We start from the raw sequence: 19112 nt of genomic DNA, 5'->3' as shown, positions 1-19112 counted from the left end.
ATGCAACTCACGCAATGGATAAAATATGACATCCATTGCGGATCAGAAGCGATTGCAGAAAACGCGCTGTTTTCGTAAGACTGGATGGTGGCTCCTCCCGTAGAGGCTTCTCAGAAGAAACCTGGAGTTCACGTTATAGTTAGTATCAGAGGTGCAGGAATTTGCATCTTCTGACGTCACAGGAAGGTTCAGGACCAGCCAATGACCGCAGGAGACAAGCGAAAGTCCTCAGCAAGAGATACTACGGGGGAAGAACAGGACTCGCCTTTCGGCATCTGGCTGAGCAGGGGCCTGCATCAGCTTTTTGATGACGTTGCCAATGAGCCGATACCCGACGAGCTTCTCCGCCTGATCGAGGAAGACCGAAACAAGTGACTGTTACCCGGTCTGGTTCGCCAGACCTGAATCCGCGGCGTTGGCGTCGCCTGTTATATAGGCGCGAGGCCCTTCGCAACATCCGGATGCTTGATACTGTCGGCGCACGAGTGATGGCGCTGATTGTTGCAACGACGCTTCCTCTTGCCATCATTGCGTCTCTTCTGGCCTGGCACAGCTATCAGCAGAATGTCGGTAACGGTGCAATGCGCACCGAGCGTGATACGCAGCTAGCAATATCAGAAATTACAACAGATCTCGATCAGACTCACACCCTGCTGGATATGCTCGCTGACGGTGATATTTCCTCGGGAAATGCGCTGCGGGAATTTGCACTCGTCCAGACCATTTCACAGCATCATTATTGCCTGCTGATGCTGACGGACGTTGCAGGAAGACCTTCGGTTGTCCTGCCGCCGGCATCGACACAGGACGCAGCGATCTGCCGCTCTCCAGAACTTGCGGCACCTTCGATGATGTCCAATTCTGCAAAACTTCCTGTTGTGGGCGTTGATGTTCTTAAGGGGGATCGCGGTCCTCTTCTGAAATTTGTCGTTCCGATTCTGAGTAACAATTCAGTCTCTGGCTATATTATTGCCGTTCGGACCCTGGGTTGGCAGCGAAGCCACCTTCCTAAAGGTGACAGTCGACTTCTCTTGGGCACGGAAAACGACTCACGACATTTCCTGGCGATGCGGGACGGTTCCCTTTATTCCCTTTTTCCCGATCAGCCGGTGATTGCGAATTTGCCTTCCAGAGCACTTGGGCGCCTGAAGCGGGACATCGCATCTCTTAGCTTGCATGACGTTTTTACAAGCCAGGGTATTACCTACGCCTTTCAGAACGCCTATGGCTCAGTCAGTTTGATTGTCGCGACCGAACGGACTGCTGAAGAAAGCCATGCTCTCAACATATTCCTAATCCGTGTCAGCCTGATTGTTGGGCTTCTGGTCCTTGAACTGATGGCTGTTGCACTAGGGGCACGACTGTTTCTGGTCGATCCTCTTGAGAAGCTTGCGCTTGCTGTGGCGGATTGGAGACGGGGCGCGCCGTTTGCGCCAAGAACCAGCCATTCAATCCCGCTTGAAATCCGTCACCTGGAAAAAGCCTTCCTACGCGCGACACGTCGGCTCAGTCAGCATGAACAGGACCTGGAACAGTCGGCCCGCAATCAGGACATGTTAATCCGCGAAATCCATCATCGCGTTAAGAACAACCTGCAGGTTGTGGCCTCGCTACTGAATTTGCAGGCAAGCCGCATCCGCTCCCATGAGGCGCGTGAAGAGTTCCGTCTCGTACGGGACCGGGTGCGAGCACTCGCCACCCTGCATCGTTATCTCTATTCCGAAAGCGGCCTCTCAGCACTCGACGTCCAGAGTTTTCTGGAGGAGCTGTGCAGCATCCTGCTGTCTGCAAACAGCATGAACGCGCAGACCCGGATCCGCCTGAGGCTCGATATCGAGCATGTCCTGATTTCGCCCGATCAGGCTGTCCCGATTGCCCTGATCGTAACCGAAGTCCTCAGCAACGCCCTGCGATATGCATTTCCTGAAAACAGGGCAGGGCATATCGTCATCGCTCTGCACAAGGTCAGGCCTCCCGATCCAGAAAAAGAGGGCCTAGTGGAATTAAAGCTCGGGGATGACGGAATCGGTATCGATGCTGGTCAGGCCAGCGAGTCCCGGACACGCAGGGAAGGAATCGGAATGCAGCTCATCCGAGGATTTGCCCGGCAAATCAACGCAGAGATGACTGTCAGCAACGAAAACGGAACCTGGTACACCCTGCGTTTCATTCCCGAGCAGCCGTCACTGACGGCGCTGGCCATGGCGCGCAAGGCCATCAGTCACGGCAAAGACTCGGGTCTGTAACCGCAAAGCAGCATCAGGTTCTGCCCACAAATCCATGAAAAAACCTAAATAAGCGGCAAGAATTGCCGGAAGCACTGTCTTGCAGAGCTTTTGCGACCTATATGCAGGGGTCATGAAGGCCGACAAGACAATCGCAAAAGCGTGGGTAAAGGCACAGGGACGCGCAAGCCGCTCCCGAACCTCTGTCGTAGTAGTTTTAGGGTTGCTCTCGACCCTGCTGGGACTCCTGCAGGCCTGGGCGCTGGCCCGAACGCTTGCATCCGTCCTGACCCGTGACACAGACAGCACCGGACCAGCCATTGGCGTCTTTCTTCTGGCCTGTGTCCTCCGGGTGATCCTCTCCACCGTGCAGGACATGACCGCTGCCTCGGCTGGAATTCACGCCCGACGCCGCCTGCGCCGCGAGGTGCTGGACCGGATCATCGGGGAGGGGCCGGCTCTTCTGCGCCGCCATCATAGCGCCGCCATAGCCGCCACACTGGTTGACCGTATCGAAGCGCTGGACGGCTACTTTGCACGCTGGCTGCCCGCAGCATCACTCTGGCTTGTGTCCCAGTGGCTGGTCGTGATCGCGCTGTATGTGGAAAACCATCAGGCCGGTCTGATCCTTGCAGCCTGCTGCGCCATGCTTCCGATTTTTCAGGCCGTCTTCGGCATTGCCACAGCCGTCGCGTCCCGCAAGCAGTTCCTGGCCATGAACCGCCTTCAGACGCGTTTTCTGGACCGGGTGCGAGGCATTGCGACTATTGTCCTTTCGGGTGGGACGGACCGCGAGACGCAGGCTCTGGCAAAAAGCGCCGATGACCTGCGCCAGCGGACCATGAAAGTCCTGCGAATCGCCTTTCTGGCCTCTGCGACCACGGATGTCGCCATGGTCGTGGCCCTTGTGCTGATCGTCGTGACACAGGCGCACAATCTGATGGGACATCCTTCTGATGCCGTCCTGACACGTGCACTATACGCCGTCCTGCTGGTGCCCGAGGCTTTCGCGTCTTTCCGTGCTCTCTCGGCGGCCTATCAGGACCGTGCCCATGCAACTGCTGCCGCGGAGGCCATGCACGAACTGGCGCCACTGAGTGACCGGGCTGCTGCAGGCCCCGACATTCTGCAGGCCAAGGGTGGCATTTCGGTGACGGCAGAAAACGTCTCGTTCGCCTGGGATGAGCAGCGCGGGACCGTCATTCATGATGTCAGCTTCACGCTTCCCGCAGGCGCAACACTGATTCTCGAAGGCGCATCAGGAGCAGGAAAATCTACGCTCCTGGAACTGTTGCTCGGATTTGTTGCCCCTTCACAGGGGCACATCCTGTTTGACGGGCAGGACATGCAGAGCCTCTCGCCTCGCCAGATTTCCTCGCGGATCAGCTGGATCGGGCAGAAGCCTGTCCTGTTCGCCGGAACCATCCGTGAAAACATCCTTTTCGCCCGCCCCGATGCCTCTGCCGAAGATCTGAACCGCGCTGTGTCTGCAGCAGCAGTCGATCAGTACCTGTCGTCACTGCCGGAAGGTCTGGAAACGCGGATCGGTGAGGGCGGATTTGGTCTTTCCGGCGGTCAGGCACAACGTATCACCATTGCCCGCGCCTACCTCAAAGACGCGCCACTTCTGCTGCTGGACGAGCCGACATCCCATCTTGATCCAAAAACCGAAGCGGAAATCCTTGTCAGCCTGAAAGAGCTGGCCGCGGGTCGAACCGTCATCCTGTGCAGCCATTCCGCGCAGGCACGCCAGTTTCAGGGGCGGCACCTCGTGCTTGATGCCGGTCGTGCCATCGCCTTTACGGGAGAAGCCGCATGAGCGCCTCGCTGCCCACAAATCCGGTTGCACAAACAGGAAGCGAGACGGCTCTGTCCCGTATCCTTCAGGTCTGGCGTCCGCAATATACGCGCCTCATCACCGGCATGGTCATTGCCGAACTGGCCGTCTGCGCAGGACTGGCCCTGATGGGGCAGGCCGGTGGACGCATTGCCGGCGCTGCCGTTGGAACAGGGGCCGCCTATCTTCTTCTGCGCCTCTCGGGCGTGGCGCAGATCGTTCTGCGCTATTTCGAGCGTCTTTATACGCATGACGCCATGTTCCGCGCACTGGCGGACCTGCGGGTCTGGTTCTATCGCAAACTCGCCGGTGGCGCTGCCGCGGGTCTGGGATTCCAGCGTTCGGGAGACCTGCTGACACGTCTGGTTTCAGACGTTCAGACGCTGGACAATCTGTATCTGCGGACTCTTGTCCCGCTGGTGTCCGCCCTTCTGACACTCCCGGTCGCAACCTTCGTCTGGATGCGGGCCGGAACGGAAGCGGGCCTGCTGACCGGTGCGCTGTTTGCCGTCCTTGCATTCATTCTGCCTCTTATGGGCGCCCGGCTGTCCCGCCGTTTCGGGCCGGATATCCTGCGTGCGGAATCGGAACTGCGGATCGCGGCACTCGATCTGACATCCGGTCTGCGCGAGGCACGGGCGTTCGGCGCTGAAGACGTTCTTGCCGCCGCTGTCACGGAACGTCAGGAAACCCTTTTCCAAGCCCAGCGCCGCCAGCAGACACGCATGGCGCTCATGCAGGGCTTTGCGGGCCTGATCGCCAAGGGTGGCATTGCCGTCATCCTGTGCGCGACTGCGGGTATCCTGTTTCCGCAGGCTCCCGCCATTGCCGGCATTACGGCGCTTTTCGTCGCGATCACCGCACTTGAAGGCGTGACAGGTCTGGCGCGTGCGGGTCTGCTGAGTGGGCAGGTCAGTCACGCAGCCCAGCGGATTGTCGAAATCGCTGACCGCACGCCTCCGGCCCCCGAAGGCAATGCCCCACTTCCGGTGGGACGTGACCTGCGCCTTGAGAATGTGACGTTCCGCTGGACACCTGATCGGGCACCGGTTTTCCAGAACCTGAACCTGACACTCCGTCAGGGAGAGCGCGCGGCCCTGATCGGCCCGTCCGGTGCTGGAAAATCCAGCCTTGCCGCCCTGATTCTCAAGGCGGCGTCTCCCGAACAGGGCCGGATCCTGCTTGGGAATACGGACATCACCATGCTGCGTGACAGCGACCTGCGCTCGCAGATCGCCTGGCTGTCGCAAGCCAGCCACCTATTCGATGATACGGTACGTGGAAACCTGCTTCTGGGCCGGACAGATGTTTCAGACGCAGCACTATGGGCCGCACTCGAGCAGGCGAGGATCGCGGATGTTGTCCGCGACCTGCCTGACGAACTGGACACCTGGATCGGTGAGGGCGGCTCAAAACTTTCAGGCGGGCAGGGACGGCGTATCGCTCTGGCACGCGTCCTGCTCTCCAATGCGCCGATCCTTGTTCTGGATGAGCCTGCAACCGGGCTGGACGCAGATACCGAGCGCGCTTTCCTTGAAACGCTCAATAACGCGACAGAAGGACGGAGCGTCCTGCTGATCGCCCATCGCCTGACCGGGGTGGAAAAACTTGACCGCATCTGGCGCCTTGAGGACGGACAGGTTATTTCCAGTGCGTGCTGACCGGCCCGCGCCGATCCAGCTTCACGCCTTTTCATCCTGACAGGACGCTACGCCATGGCACGTTTCCTCTCCTTCGTCCGCATTGCGGCCCCGGTTTTCGTTCTGTCAGCTGCGCTGGCAGGCTGCGCCGAGCAGCCGTCGCGTGACAGCTACGTCGTTTTCTTCGACCGTGAATCCGTCACACTCAGCCCCGTTGCTGAGGCTGTCGTGACCAAGGCTGCCACGGCTGCCCGTGCAGAACACGCTACTGTCGTCCGCGTTTCCGGCTCTGCTGGTGTGAACGGCGATGCCGCAGTTCTCAAGGAATTGGCTACAAGCCGCGCGCAGGCTGTCGCCACACAGCTCAGCAATGACGGGCTCAATGGTGCGCGCGTTGAAATGGCGCCCTACACGCCGAGCCAGCTTGAAGACTCCCACGTCGCCCTGCGTCGCGTCTCCATCACCATCGTTCCGGGTCTCTGATCCGGCGCCCGGGATGACGCAGGCGCAGAACAGCCCTCCCGTCGTTCCGGGAACGACGCAGCCTTTGACACCTGAAGGCGTGCTGGCGGAAGTCTTCGGATTTTCCGGCTTTCGCGGCCTCCAGCAGGATGCCGTCGAGACGGTCATGCAGGGTGAGGACGTCCTCGTCCTCATGCCGACCGGTGGCGGTAAAAGCCTGTGTTATCAGGTCCCCGCTCTCTGCCGTGAGGGTATGGGACTGGTTATCTCGCCCCTGATCGCCCTGATGGACGATCAGGTTGCGGGCCTGCGGCAGCTCGGCGTCCGCGCGGCAGCCCTGCATTCCGGACTTGAACCGGATGAACGGGACGAACTTCAGAGCGATCTGCGCAATGGCCGGATCGATATTCTCTATATCTCCCCGGAGCGCCTGCTTCAGTCTGCGACGGCAAATTTCCTGTCAAAGCGCCAGATCTCGCTGATCGCGATTGACGAAGCGCACTGCATTTCAGCCTGGGGCCATGAATTCCGCCCCGAATACCGGGCTCTGGCGAGCCTGCCTGAAATGTTCCCTGGCGTGCCACGCATTGCCCTGACAGCCACGGCTGACCCCCGAACACGCGATGACATCCTGAACGCGCTCGGCATGCCCAATGCGCGGGTCCTGATGGCGAGCTTCCATCGTCCCAATCTGATTGTGGAAGCCCGGGCCAAGGCCAGCGAAAGCCGGCAGCTTCTCGAGACCCTTCAGAGCCACCGCGAAGGCGCGTCCATCGTCTATTGTGGCAGCCGTAACAAGACGGAACGCGTCGCCACCATGCTGCGGGACAAGGGCCTGACCGCCCTGCCGTTTCATGCGGGTCTTTCTTCCGTCGAGAAACGCGCCACGCTAATGCGCTTCCGCTCCGGCGAGGAAATGGTGATCGTCGCCACGATTGCGTTCGGCATGGGAATCGACCGGCCGGATGTGCGCTGCGTTGTTCATCTGGACATGCCGTCATCACCGGAAGCGTATTACCAGCAGATCGGGCGGGCAGGACGCGATGGCGAGCCGTCCGACACTCTGCTGCTGTATGGTGGGGAGGACATGGCTCGGGCACGATACTGGCTCGAACAGTCCACCGCACCCGACAACGAAAAGCGCGTCATGCAGGCCCGGCTCGAAAGCATGATCGCGCTCACGGAGACTACAGGCTGCCGGACACAGGCATTGCTGGCATGTTTCGGGGAAAACCTTACGCAGCCCTGTGGTCATTGCGACAACTGCATCAGCCCGGTCTCAACATTCGATGGCACCCAGGCGGCCCAGAAGGTCCTCTCGGCCATTTATCGCACTGGTCAACGTCTTGGAGCGGTTCAGCTCTCCAATATCCTGCGCGGGAAGCTTAACGAGACCATCGAACGCAATGCCTATCAGCATCTTTCAGTCTTTGGAATCGGCAAAGAACACAGTGAGCAGTGGTGGCGCGCGGTCATTCGCCAGCTGATTGCGCGCGGCGCCATCCGGATGCACGGTGAGTATGGAAGCCTCGCACTTCAGAGCGACATCGCACGCCCCATCCTGCGGGGAGAAGAGCGCGTGGCCCTCCGGCTGGAAGCCAAGGCTGCCCTGACCGCCAGTGCAGGTTCGGATGGCAATACGGAAAATGATCGCCTGTCACCGGATGAAAAGCCGTATTTCGACGCCCTGCGCCAATGGCGTCTGTCTGAAGCGCGGGAGCAGGAAATTCCGCCCTACGTCATTTTCCACGACTCAGTCCTGCGGGACATCGCCCGCGAACAGCCCGCCAGCCACAACGAACTGGGGGGCATAAAAGGGGTGGGCGCGTCGAAACTGGACCGCTACGGAACTGCGGTCCTGACGGTCCTGCGCGAAATCCGCGAACCGGCGTCAGCACAGTAAAACGTCAGTCGTGCGTCAGTTCGTCAGGCGCAGTGACGGTGAAACTGATGGTGATGCTGCCACCATTGAGAATATCGAACGTGAACGGCACCTTGCTGCCGGCAGCGGGCATCTGCCGGATGCCCATACACATCATATGATAACCCGAACGCGGGAAAATCATCGTTGATTCATGCGGCAGAGCGAGATGTGTGAAAAGGTCGTTCGCCCCTTCCGTCTGCTGCTGGTTCGTATGATGCGCAACGACATTCTGACATAGCGGAGAAGAAATCCCCTTCAGCAGGTGATCAACGCTGTCGTCATTGCGAATCGTGAAATAACCGGCCCCCCGGTTCGGGAAATAGGCTGAGGGACGGAATGTCCCGTCCATGACCACCACCCGCTGCGCATCATGATCGGCATCTGGCGCCGCTACCATCCCTGGAGAGGCCTGCTGGGCCATGGCCTGAACAGTGGAAAGAGCAAAGAGGGCGGACAGGACAGATACCCGTTTCAACGACAGTCTCCCGGTGTTGTGCGCGATTTCCCGAAGCCCGTTGGAGGAGCCCATTTGGGCCGGAACGCATCATCCGGTAAAGTGCTCCCATTTCCCCGGCCCCGACAAGGCCCGAACACTCAGGATCGCGAATGCGTTGCCCTTTTTGCGGACACGACGATACCCAGGTCAAGGACAGCCGCTCCACCGAAGACGGCGTTGCGATCCGCCGTCGGCGCGTCTGTTCAGCGTGTACGCAACGTTTCACGACCGTGGAGCGTGTCCAGCTCCGCGAACTCTCCGTCACCAAGGCCGACGGCAGGCGCGTCCCCTTTGACCGGGACAAGCTTGCACGTTCCATCCGTGTTGCCCTGCGCAAAAGACCGGTTCCCGAAGAGCGTCAGGAGCGCCTTGTTAACGGGCTGGTCCGGCAGCTTGAGGCCTCGGGAGAACATGAGATTTCTTCCCATCGCATCGGCCAGCTCGCGATGGATGCATTGCGCGAAGTGGACGGTGTGGCCTATGTCCGCTTCACCAGCGTCTACCGCGACTTCCGCGAGGTCGAGGCGTTCTCGAAAATCCTCGCCGACATGAAACCCATTCCCGGGGACACGGACACACCGTCCCCCGACGACTCCCAGGAGACACCATGACTGTTACCGACGCCCCAGCCGCCAACCCGACACGGCGCAGCCGGACCGTTGCCCGCGTTGCGGCCGTTCAGGCGCTGTTCCAGTGCGAGCAGTCCGGCGATACAGCGGAAACCGTCATCAGCCAGTTCATCCGTCATCGCCGTGTCAGCTCCACGGCGTCTTTCGACGATGGACATATTCCAGACGCCGATCTGAAGCTGTTTCAGGAAATCGTCCTCGGCGTCACACGCCGGCAGGATGACATCGATGCGAAGCTGAGCGACGTTCTGCCCGAACAGTGGCCGCTGCCGCGTCTGGACCCGGTCCTTCGGGCTCTGCTGCGCGCTGCCGTGTTCGAACTGATCGGCACCGATACGCCCGACCGCATCATCATCAACGAATATCTGGATGTGGCCCACGGCTTCTTTTCGGGCGACGAACCCAAGATGGTCAACGGGATCCTCGATACGCTCAGCCGCCGCGGCAACGACGGCAACGTCTGATCCATGACGAAGATGTCGGGCAACGAAGGAGCCGGGGCAGGCGAGTTCGGCTTCATTGCCCGTCATTTCCGCCCTCTCGCCGGAGCGGAAAGTCTCGATCTCCGGGATGACTGCGCCCTGATGCGCAGCCCCGAAGGCGAGGAATTTGCCATTTCGACCGACACCATGGTCGAGAACGTCCATTTCCTCCCCGACGATCCGCCAGAGACCCTGGGCCGCAAGCTGTTACGCTGTAACCTCTCCGATCTGGCAGCTATGGGCGCACGGCCCTATGCTTACACGCTCAACGTAACTGTCCCACGCGGGGGACGACACGACGAAAACTGGTTCGATGCATTTTCACGCGGACTGGGGGACGACCAGAAGCGCTATGGCATTCATCTGATCGGCGGCGATACCACGTCCATTTCAGGACCAATGGTTCTTTCCGCTACGGTATTCGGACTTCTCCGCCAAAATACAGCACTTCGCCGCAACAGCGCCCGACCCGGAGACGAAATCTGGGTCACCGGCACGATCGGAGACGCGGCTCTGGGACTTCTCGTGCTGCAGGGCAGACTGGAAGATCCATCTGGTTTTCTGGCGGAACGGTATCATCTGCCGCGCCCCAGAACAGGGCTTCAGCTTCATGGCATTGTTAATGCGGCTATGGATATTTCAGATGGCCTGATTCAGGATTGTGGCCATATCGCAGAAGAATCCGGCGTTCAGCTTGCAGTTGAGGCAGATGTCGTTCCGATATCACGTGCAGCTGCGGCATGTGGGCCGGAGTGGCTCATGCAGTGTTTATGCGGCGGCGATGATTACGAATTGCTGCTCACGTGCCCGCCGGATCGGTCAGTAGCCCTTCAAGAAGCGTGCCGGGCATCAAATATTTCCGTTCACCGCATTGGAGCGGTTCACAAGGGTGCGGGTGTCAGGCTTCTAGACGCGAAGGGACAGGATATCGTCCCGGAACAGGGCGGCTGGCAGCATTTCTAATGAAGGCCGCCCTGTAAACCTGCGGCTTCAGGCCGGATCGGCGATGGGACGTTCGTAGAGCCGGTACCGCTTATGCGGTTCAGGCACGATGCTTTCTGCCAGATTGCGCATGTTGGAATCAGAAGCCTGAATCCAGCCCAGTTCAACCCAGGAATACGGCAGGGACTTCCGGCGACGCATCAACTCAGCAATGGCAAGCGACGGCAAAAGCGCACCCAGAACCGTACCGCGCAGACGCTGCGTCACGCCGAGCAAAATGACCCGGGCGGAATGAAAGCGATGCGTGGTCAGGCGTGCCGCAAGCTTTACCCAACCAAGAGGCGAGGGGGAGCCGCCAAGGTCACCCGCGATATCGTAAAGATTGGGCACCACCAGCGCCATGGCAACGGGTTCACCATTCTGGTCGATCTGGACGTAATGTTCAGGGCGAAGGACCGGACCAAGCTGCTTGATCATGGCCTTCATCTCGTAGTCCTGAAGCGGTACGAAGTTGAACTTGTCGCTCCAGGCATCGTTATAGAGCTGACGCAGGATTTCGCCCTGCTGCGCAATCTGCTTTTTCGACAGACGGCGAATGGCAATGGAACCCAGCCGTCCTTCTCCGACCTTCAGATCGCCCGGAACCTTGAAACGCGACTCCGTCTGGTCGTCCAGATCGAGCTTGTAACTCAGCAGGTCTTCCACCGGCTTGTAGCCGGCGTCCTCGACCAGCTTGCCCATCAAACGTGGATGCCAGGGCATGGCAACCATCAGCGGCTGGTCCTGACCTTCGATCATCAGGCCGGATTCGCCGTTTCCGCTGAGGGTGACCGGCCCGCGCATCGTCTGCATCCCCTGAAGGCGCAGCCAGGCCCGTGCCGTTTCCAGAAGGGCACTGACCACGCCGCCTTCCGGAACAGCATCCAGAGCACCAAAGCAGCCAATTTTCATGCCCCAGTGCTCGATGGCACGATGGTCAACAATGGCAGCGATGCGTCCTACAGCCGTTTTGCCACGCCAAGCCAGAAAGTACCGGATGCTCGCATGGCGAAAAATCGGCGCTTTCTTCGGGTTGAGCAGCTCGTCCTGTTCCATATCGAAAGCCGGGACGAAGCCCGCCATTCCGGCGTAGATACGACGCGGAAGCGTCATGAACAGTTTGAGGTCAGCCCGCGTCGTCACTGGCCGAACCACAAGATCATCATGCGGCGCAGGGATGTCAGTCCTGTCGGGCAGTGTCATAATGGCAGGTGTACCTCTGATCGAAAAAAACATCCCGTCCGACGGGGTGATGTGCCAGTACGGCACGGGGTCGCATCTTGTTGCATGGGAGGGCTATACCCTTCCAGCCCCGATCCGACCACGAATAAAGCGGTTTTCCATGCCAGATGCTTCTGTTTCCCCCACCACTCCCCCGTTTCACGTCCTTATTACCGGAGGATCGAGCGGCATTGGCGCCTCCTTGGCTCTTCGGTATGCAAGGCCCGGAACGCACCTGACGCTCTGGGGGCGCAATACTGAACGCCTTGAAAACATCGCCGCAGACGTCGTTCGCAAGGGGGCAACTGCCGATACCCTTTCCCTGGATCTGAGCCAGACCGAAGACGCACTGGCAGCTTTGCGCAAGACAGATGACGCAAATCATATCGACATTCTGATCCTTGGAGCTGGACTGGGAGACATTCGTCCGGAAGGTGCCCTGACGGAAACAGCCGAGCAGGTTCGCGATATTTCCCTGGTCAACTTTACGACTCCCGTGACCCTCGCGACTGAAATGGCGTCGCGCATGGCCGTCCGTAAAAGTGGGCGAATTGCGCTCATAGGATCGGTAGCGGCCTTCCACGATCTCCCGGTTGCGACGGCCTATAGCGGCTCAAAGGCTGGTCTGGCCCGCTTCAGCACGGCGCTCCACGCTGCCATGACACCGCACCATGTCTCGGTAACCCTGATTTCCCCGGGCTATGTCGATACCCCCATGAGCCAGCGCCTTGAGGGGGCGAGACCTTTCCTCGTCTCGTCAAAGCGTGCCGCCCGCATGATCACGCGAGCCATCGGACAGGGCAGGGCACATCTTCTCTTCCCGTGGCCGTTCGCCGTCGCCCGGTTCCTCGAAATGGTCGTACCCCGGGCCATCGTTCATCGGCTACTCCGCATGGCGGAGGTAAAGCAGCGCCCCACACAATGAAGAATTGCTTTCAGGGCATCCGGAACTTGACGCGAAGGGACCGGTAGGCAACTGCTGCGCAATGGGAAAAAGCGCGGGCCATCGGCCATGCATCGCCAGAGGATTTGAGGTGCCATGAGGGAAATCGTAGCCGTCGATATCGGTGGAACGCACGCACGGTTTGCAATTGCGACCATCGAGGATGGCAAGGTTGTCACGCTGGGTGAAGACACGACGCTGAAATGTGCGGAACATGGCAGCCTGGCTCTGGCCTGGGAGGCATTTGGCCGTTCGCTGAACCGCACGCTGCCCCGTGAGGCCGGGATTGCAGTCGCCTGCCCGGTGAACGGCGAGATCCTCAAGCTGACCAACAACCCGTGGATCATCCAGCCCAGTCAGCTCGCCTCGCGACTGCACCTCGACAATTTCGTGCTCGTCAACGATTTCGGAGCTGTGGCGCACGCCGTCGCCCAGGTCGATTCGTCGTACATGAAGCACCTCTGCGGACCGGACATCGATCTTCCAACCGAAGGCGCCATCACGATCGTCGGTCCCGGCACGGGGCTGGGCGCAGCGTGTCTGCTCCGTCGCAGTGACCGCTATTTCGTCATGGAGACCGAAGGCGGCCATCTGGATTATCCACCGCTCGACGAGTTGGAAGACAAGATCCTCAGCGCTCTGCGCCTGCGCTTCCGCCGCGTCTCCGCCGAGCGGATCGTGTCAGGACCGGGTCTGACGAATCTGTACGAAGTTATTGCTGAGATGCAGGGCTGGCCCATCACCCTGCGTGATAACCGGACATTGTGGAAAAATGCCCTCGACGGCTCTGACACTGTCGCAGCAGCCGCGCTGGAGCGTTTCTGCCTCAGTCTCGGTGCCATTTCCGGCGATCTGGCTCTGGCACATGGCGCCCGTGGCGTCGTCATCGGTGGTGGTCTGGGACTGCGCCTGGCCGACAGCCTCGGACATTCAGGATTCGCCGAACGCTTCGTAGCCAAGGGCCGTTTCGAAACGATGATGACCGAAATGCCGGTCAAGATCATCACTCATCCACAGCCCGGGCTGTTCGGAGCCGCAGCAGCGTACGCGGAAGCTCACCCATAAAAACAAGATAAGCCTGGATTTCTTGAGAAAGTCTCTGGAGGTCCGGGCGGGACCAATATCAAGAATTTACCGGTGTAAAGCCTTAAAATTCCACCTGCCAACTCGTGTTGAGCAAATCATAGCGAGCGTGAAACCTGCGTCGAACTAGGCGTCTTGCCTGCCTAATCGCATAGTTCGATCGTAATCGAACAGTATGTTCGGTGGCTAGGTGAGACAGCTTTATGGATGTTACTGAAGTGCTTTTCCGAGCTGGATCGGATACCAGTGCCCATTCTCATAAATCAGAGGAATATGATCGTCCGCATCATTTTCCAGCATTCCGTCCTGTGGATTAGAGATAGCTAGAATGGCCGCTTTCGTGTTCCCTCGGATCTGGAGAACGTTACCGAGGGATATTTGCCCTACGTTATTGATGTAAACGGAGCTCCCTACATTCACACCGCCGTTGCCATCGCCTGTGATCCATGTGCTCCTTGTCCCGTCCTTTGACTGAAACTGGATGCCATTCGTCCCTGTTCCCGCAAACGACTGGTTCCCACCATTAATAGCCAGCGAGCTTTCGCCCAAAAGATTCAGATTATACCCACCTTTAATATTGAATGGGGCTCCCCAGACAGACAGACCACCATTTTTCCCATCCCATCCCAGATATGGAATTGCGGTCGTGGAACCCACACCGAACGCGAGAGTATTCGGCCCCAACACGTTGATGTTGTCTGTTACCTGGGCCCCTTCAAGCGCAGGGTATTTTAGATCAGCCTTGTCATAGTCAGTGTACGCGAGAGAGCCCAGGCCGACTTGCCCTGTGCTGATGACCGGCTTTGCGGATTGATAACCAGACAAGACAGTGGCGGCACATGCCTGCGATATTTGACCCATGTTTGGCATGTTCGTGTAGGTCGAAGTTGGTGCATTCTCAGCTACCCACCGTGCAACATACGAGACGGTCTGATTAACAGAATCTGTATCAGAACCCATGAGATTAGCTATGACACGAGTGCATCCCTTGCAAACTGTGCCGCTCAAAGTGCCACTTATAGGGTTATACCACTGAATCGGACTATAGCTCACGACGGACCAGGCAGTTGGCGCAGCCCCGGCCGCCTGTAGCCATCCTACGATATTTCGAACGTGCGTCAGAAACTGGCTATCATAACGCCACTGAGGATAGACCTTTCTCCCGTAACCCGCGGGCGTGTCCTCCGCATATGGGGACAAAAGTACAACGGTCTTGATGCCGAGGCTGTTCGCCCATTTGATCTCTTCTGCAATCGACGCAACGCTCCCAGGGCGATTGAGAGAATAGAGACCAGCCGGAACGTCAATCCCGACGCCGCCAGCCTTTTGCAAGGTGTCTCGTGTTGTCGTCCAATAATCATCAGTTACGAAATCGTGCCCGCTCCGGTTGGGAAGAATAAACGGCCAGACATTTTTTACCGTTGGTATATTTTTCTTGATGTCAGATATTGATCTTAGGAAATTATGTTCGTCATTGGCTGTCAGGTAGGCCTCGTCATCATTTGCGACAACGCCTACATCCACGTCACGGCGGATATTAAGCAGTGCGACAGCCGGCTTGAAGCCAGTTTGAGTCAGCATGGTACTGTCATCAATGGACTGTGAGCCGGCTGGGTTCTCGATATTCTGCCAGTATTTCGATGGGATGTCGGGCGTCATGAAATGCGTGTAAGCAAGCTCAATTATACCGCTGGTTCCGGTGGTCTTCAGGATGTTCTGAAACCCCCTCACACCGATCGGGCCTGACACGTCACTGATCGCGCCGCCGGCGCCATAGATTGTCCCAGCAATGCCTGAGATATTGAAATACGGCAGGACATTTCCTGAGGCCAAGAGATGTTGTGTATTTGTCGGATCGCCCATTTGAGACGAGGAATTGACCGCGCCGTAATAGATATTTGGCGACGAGGTTGAGCAAGACTGAATGACTTTGGATATGAGAATGCCGTTTGTCAGGGCCCCGCTGACGTCCATGCCAGGAGCCGATCCGCCTCGGATATTCGGGTTGCTGAGCCATCCATTTTCTTTGAGCGCATACGAGGCGGAAGCCGCGCTTCCAAGTGCGGTCACAGCCCGGTCCACATATTGGGTATTGGCAAGAGATCGGCTGTTATCCCCGAAATTTGGGGTGATCATCTCTTTACCGCCGTTAACTACCGGCGTTTTCAGAACACCATTCTGCGTATTGACGAAGTTAGTGAAAGCGTTTGTCAGAGCCTCAATCGAAACTTTTGGGCTGAACGTCGGGGCGTGCTGCGCATGCGCCTCGCTGCACAGGAAGACGGCCCCAATAGAAAAGGCTCCGCAAATCATTCGCTTCATGTCGTCAATCCTTAGCCGGGCTTTGTGAGGCACGGACCTGACCCCGGAGACCTATGTAATCCCGGATCCACCGGATAGTCTGCGACTGAGGATATGCCGTGATTTCTCTGACAAACGTCTGCTGAGCAATAGTCTAAAATGTTACGAGCGCGAGGCAAGGGACATAGCGCATACTGGTGCAGCTGTGCAGGGCAAAGGCCAGAGCATTCCACCTCGTGCCATGCCAGCCTTTACTAGGCTATCACATCATTCTGGATCGCAGATTTGTCTGCCTAACAACGAGTTCCGATTCCTTACAGCGTAGAATGCAGCAACGGCATCACACCAAAAGCCTTTGCGTAGATGGGTTCCACTTCCCAAGAGAAGGGACCTAGGCAAACCAATTCTGCCTCAGAAAATAATTTTTCGGCTTCATACCGCTCAATGGCATTTCTCCGAGAACAGGTTCGTCGAGTTTTCCTGCGCGCGCGATTAGGCAGCACGCAGAACCGACATGCTCAACCTGTCCTCAGAGGGCGGCTGGAAAGCTGATTCGCAAGAGGAGTAGAACTTGGAGCTCACATCCTAACTCGTTGATTTTATTTGGATATGAAGTTCTCTTTGGAGGTCCGGGCGGGAATCGAACCCACGTACGCGGATTTGCAGTCCGCTACATCACCATTCTGCCACCGGACCTCGATGGAGACAGGCGCTATATCTCTCCTGACGCTAAAAGGGTCAAGACCGATAATTGATCTGCGGAAGGATTTTTCTTCTGACCTCCAACAGGCTATTAAGGACTGATTCACATAATGCTGTGATATGATGCATACTTAAAGAGCAGGAAAACCCATGACTTCAGGATGCAATGGTGCGATGAAACTGACAGCCCCGCTCGGGCTTGGTCTGCTATCGCTTCTCCTGAGTGGAACTGCTCTTGCCCAAAAATATGATGGCAGCGGTTCACCGAGTTTTATCCCACACACCCTGCAGGAAGCGCTGTCGACAGCGTACCTGACCAACCCGACACTTCGTGAAGAACGCGCCCATTTGCGGGCAACTGATGAACAGGTTCCTACGGCTCTCGCGGGTTGGCGGCCAACCGTTCAGACGAGCATGAATCTGACCTATTACGACGGCAGCACAAATTATGCCTCGAAAGGTGGCTATCTTGGCAGCGCACGACGTTATCAAACACCGGGATATTCCGGGAGTGTTGCTATCACCCAGCCACTTTATCAGGGCGGAAAAACCGTCGCCAGTGTCCATGCGGCAACGAACCAGATCATGGCCGAGCGTGCCCACCTGATCCAGACGGAACAGGAAGTTTTTGGCAATGTTGTCGACGCCTATGTGGGAATAATAGAAGACGAACAGCTGCTGCAGATCGCCATCAACAATGAACATGTCTTGCAGCAACAGGTCGAGGCCACGCAGGAACGTTTTCACGTCGGCGAAATTACCCGGACCGACGTTGCACAGGCGCAGGCCGCACTCGCGAGCGCAACAGCTGAGCGCCAGCAGGCGGAAGGAACGCTTCAAAGCGCTCAGGCAACCTACCTGCAGATCGTAGGAATCGCTGCATCCTCCAATCTGGAAGCTCCTCAACCCCTCAATCTTCCCGTACACAGTGAGCAGGAAGCTGTTGGGGTCGCCGTTCAAAACAATCCCATGGTCGTCAACGCACTCTTCACCGAAGCTCAGCGTAAAGACAACATTTCTGTCCAGATTTCCCAGATCATGCCCAAAGTTTCGGCAACCCTGAATTATCAGCGCTCAGTCAATCAGGCATATGGCGATTCACTTCAGGACAATAAGTTCGGCGAAATCGAATTTTCTGTTCCGCTTTATCAAGGCGGGTCTGAGTACGCATCTATCCGCGGCGCTCGTCAGGATGCCCAAGCGGCCCACCGTGAAGTCGATGTTCAACGCCGAACAGCTCTTCAGAAGGCCGCGTCAAGCTGGCAGCAGATGGTCGCTTACAAGCAGTCCATTTCCAGTGATCGTATGGCCATATCGGCGAATGCGATTGCATTGGACGGGGTTGAGCGGCAGGCACTTGTTGGAACAAGCACGACACTCGCAGTGCTTCAGCAGCAGCAGACCCTCCTGCAGTCCCAACGTACTCTCGTTCAGCACCTATCAAACCTTGTAACGTCTTCTTATGCAGTCGCGGCCTCGATCGGGCGCCTCACGGCAGTGGACCTCAAGCTCGGCGTGCCACTGTATGACGAAAAAGCCTATTACAATGCAGTAAAGAACAAGCTCTGGGGACTGAGTGATTATGCGATCAATCAGCCCGGTCGATAATTTTTTTTTGTGAAAACGGAATATCAAAAAACATGACTTCTCCTGACTCGATCCAGCATGACGATGCCCCAATGACCGATGTCCTGAGCTCGATCCGACGTATCCTTCATGACGATCCCAACGCGCCTCAAACGACAGAGGAGAAGGCGAGCATGAGCCCACAGGAAGAAGAACTGACCCTTGACAGCTCCATGATGGTCGCGCCGCCCGTAGAAGCCACTCCAGCTGAAACAAAGGCTGCGTCATCCCCGCTTACATCGGCTGCGTCTTCAGCAAAAAGCAAACCGACAAAGGATGACCTCATGAATGCCCAGACAGTCGCTGCAGCGGAACGCTCTCTGGATGAGCTGCATGCGGCATTCAGCGGAACCACGCCTCTTGCATCCGACACCGTTATCAGCCGAGGCAGCGGTCTGACGATTGAAGACATGGTTCGTGGGGAAGTGCGGAGTATGGTGCGCACATGGCTGGACGCCCATCTCCCGTCGCTGGTTGAAATTCTTGTCCGTGCAGAAATTGCCCGTCTGCGTCCACGAGAGTAAGAGAGGGGGTGGAAGCACGTTCTTCCACCTGCTGTA

General features: G+C 57.8%; 16 protein-coding genes and 1 tRNA gene. 13 read left to right on the top strand and 4 right to left on the bottom strand.

Translation table 11 applies throughout. The features are described 5' to 3' along the window. The first annotated feature begins 201 nt into the window (after positions 1-201). The 6 genes from JK202_RS02980 (at position 202) to recQ (ending at position 8067) form a co-directional block, all read left to right on the top strand. Positions 202-375, top strand: coding sequence for a NepR family anti-sigma factor (locus tag JK202_RS02980; RefSeq protein WP_211557943.1), 174 nt, complete (start codon positions 202-204; stop codon positions 373-375). A gap of 86 nt (positions 376-461) precedes the next feature. Further along, complete coding sequence (locus JK202_RS02975) at positions 462-2246, top strand: sensor histidine kinase (protein WP_211557941.1); 1785 nt, start codon at positions 462-464, stop codon at positions 2244-2246. Positions 2247-2358: 112 nt separating this feature from the next. Further along, the gene (cydD, locus tag JK202_RS02970; protein WP_211557939.1) at positions 2359-4044 is read left to right on the top strand and encodes a thiol reductant ABC exporter subunit CydD; all 1686 of its coding nucleotides are present in this window, start codon (positions 2359-2361) and stop codon (positions 4042-4044) included. After that, on the top strand, positions 4041-5723 hold the full coding sequence (gene cydC, locus JK202_RS02965; RefSeq protein ID WP_211557937.1) for a thiol reductant ABC exporter subunit CydC: 1683 nt from the start codon (positions 4041-4043) through the stop codon (positions 5721-5723). Before cydD ends, cydC begins: the two co-directional genes overlap by 4 nt. A 54-nt stretch (positions 5724-5777) precedes the next feature. Continuing rightward, positions 5778-6185, top strand: coding sequence for an OmpA family protein (locus JK202_RS02960; RefSeq protein ID WP_211557935.1), 408 nt, complete (start codon positions 5778-5780; stop codon positions 6183-6185). A gap of 13 nt (positions 6186-6198) precedes the next feature. Further along, a complete protein-coding gene (gene recQ, locus JK202_RS02955; protein ID WP_211557933.1) occupies positions 6199-8067 on the top strand; it encodes a DNA helicase RecQ in 1869 nt (622 codons plus the stop codon). Positions 8068-8071: 4 nt separating this feature from the next. On the opposite strand, the gene JK202_RS02950 is transcribed toward recQ, so the two are convergent. Next, positions 8072-8563: a copper chaperone PCu(A)C gene (locus JK202_RS02950; protein WP_249199566.1), complete on the bottom strand. Its 492-nt coding sequence runs from the start codon at positions 8561-8563 to the stop codon at positions 8072-8074. Between the two features lie 131 nt (positions 8564-8694). Here JK202_RS02950 and nrdR point away from each other — a divergent pair, with 131 nt between their 5' ends. Genes nrdR through thiL form a run of 3 tightly spaced genes read left to right on the top strand, consistent with a single transcriptional unit; the run spans position 8695 to position 10658 of the window. Beyond that, the gene (gene nrdR, locus JK202_RS02945) at positions 8695-9195 is read left to right on the top strand and encodes a transcriptional regulator NrdR (RefSeq protein WP_211557931.1); all 501 of its coding nucleotides are present in this window, start codon (positions 8695-8697) and stop codon (positions 9193-9195) included. Continuing rightward, a complete protein-coding gene (gene nusB, locus JK202_RS02940; protein ID WP_211557929.1) occupies positions 9192-9677 on the top strand; it encodes a transcription antitermination factor NusB in 486 nt (161 codons plus the stop codon). The genes nrdR and nusB overlap by 4 nt, the downstream gene beginning before the upstream one ends. A 3-nt stretch (positions 9678-9680) precedes the next feature. Then, positions 9681-10658: a thiamine-phosphate kinase gene (gene thiL / locus JK202_RS02935; protein WP_211557927.1), complete on the top strand. Its 978-nt coding sequence runs from the start codon at positions 9681-9683 to the stop codon at positions 10656-10658. A gap of 27 nt (positions 10659-10685) precedes the next feature. Here the strand turns inward: thiL and JK202_RS02930 are convergent, their stop codons facing one another. Then, entirely contained in the window at positions 10686-11879 is a 1194-nt protein-coding gene (locus JK202_RS02930; protein ID WP_211557918.1) for a hypothetical protein, read from the bottom strand. A 139-nt stretch (positions 11880-12018) separates the two neighbouring features. Between JK202_RS02930 and JK202_RS02925 the strand changes: the two genes are divergently transcribed. Together JK202_RS02925 and glk are read left to right on the top strand one after the other, a co-directional pair. Then, on the top strand, positions 12019-12822 hold the full coding sequence (locus JK202_RS02925; RefSeq protein ID WP_211558692.1) for an SDR family oxidoreductase: 804 nt from the start codon (positions 12019-12021) through the stop codon (positions 12820-12822). A 114-nt stretch (positions 12823-12936) separates the two neighbouring features. Next, positions 12937-13905: a glucokinase gene (glk, locus tag JK202_RS02920; protein ID WP_211557910.1), complete on the top strand. Its 969-nt coding sequence runs from the start codon at positions 12937-12939 to the stop codon at positions 13903-13905. Between the two features lie 228 nt (positions 13906-14133). Here the strand turns inward: glk and JK202_RS02915 are convergent, their stop codons facing one another. Beyond that, positions 14134-16245, bottom strand: a complete 2112-nt coding sequence (locus JK202_RS02915) for a hypothetical protein (protein WP_211557908.1) — start codon at positions 16243-16245, stop codon at positions 14134-14136. Between the two features lie 601 nt (positions 16246-16846). Further along, positions 16847-16920 (bottom strand) — tRNA-Cys (locus JK202_RS02910). 180 nt (positions 16921-17100) lie between these two features. Here JK202_RS02910 and JK202_RS02905 point away from each other — a divergent pair. After that, positions 17101-18534 carry a TolC family outer membrane protein gene (locus JK202_RS02905; RefSeq protein ID WP_211558690.1) on the top strand — a complete coding sequence of 478 codons (1434 nt, stop codon included), beginning with the start codon at positions 17101-17103 and terminating at the stop codon, positions 18532-18534. 32 nt (positions 18535-18566) lie between these two features. After that, complete coding sequence (locus JK202_RS02900) at positions 18567-19076, top strand: DUF2497 domain-containing protein (protein WP_211557906.1); 510 nt, start codon at positions 18567-18569, stop codon at positions 19074-19076. Positions 19077-19112: the final 36 nt, after the last annotated feature.

This window comes from Gluconobacter sp. Dm-62 (genome assembly GCF_018256155.1).
Lineage (GTDB): Bacteria > Pseudomonadota > Alphaproteobacteria > Acetobacterales > Acetobacteraceae > Gluconobacter.
The sequence above is the reverse complement of the archived record's forward strand: the minus strand, read 5'-3'. Positions and strand labels throughout refer to the sequence as shown.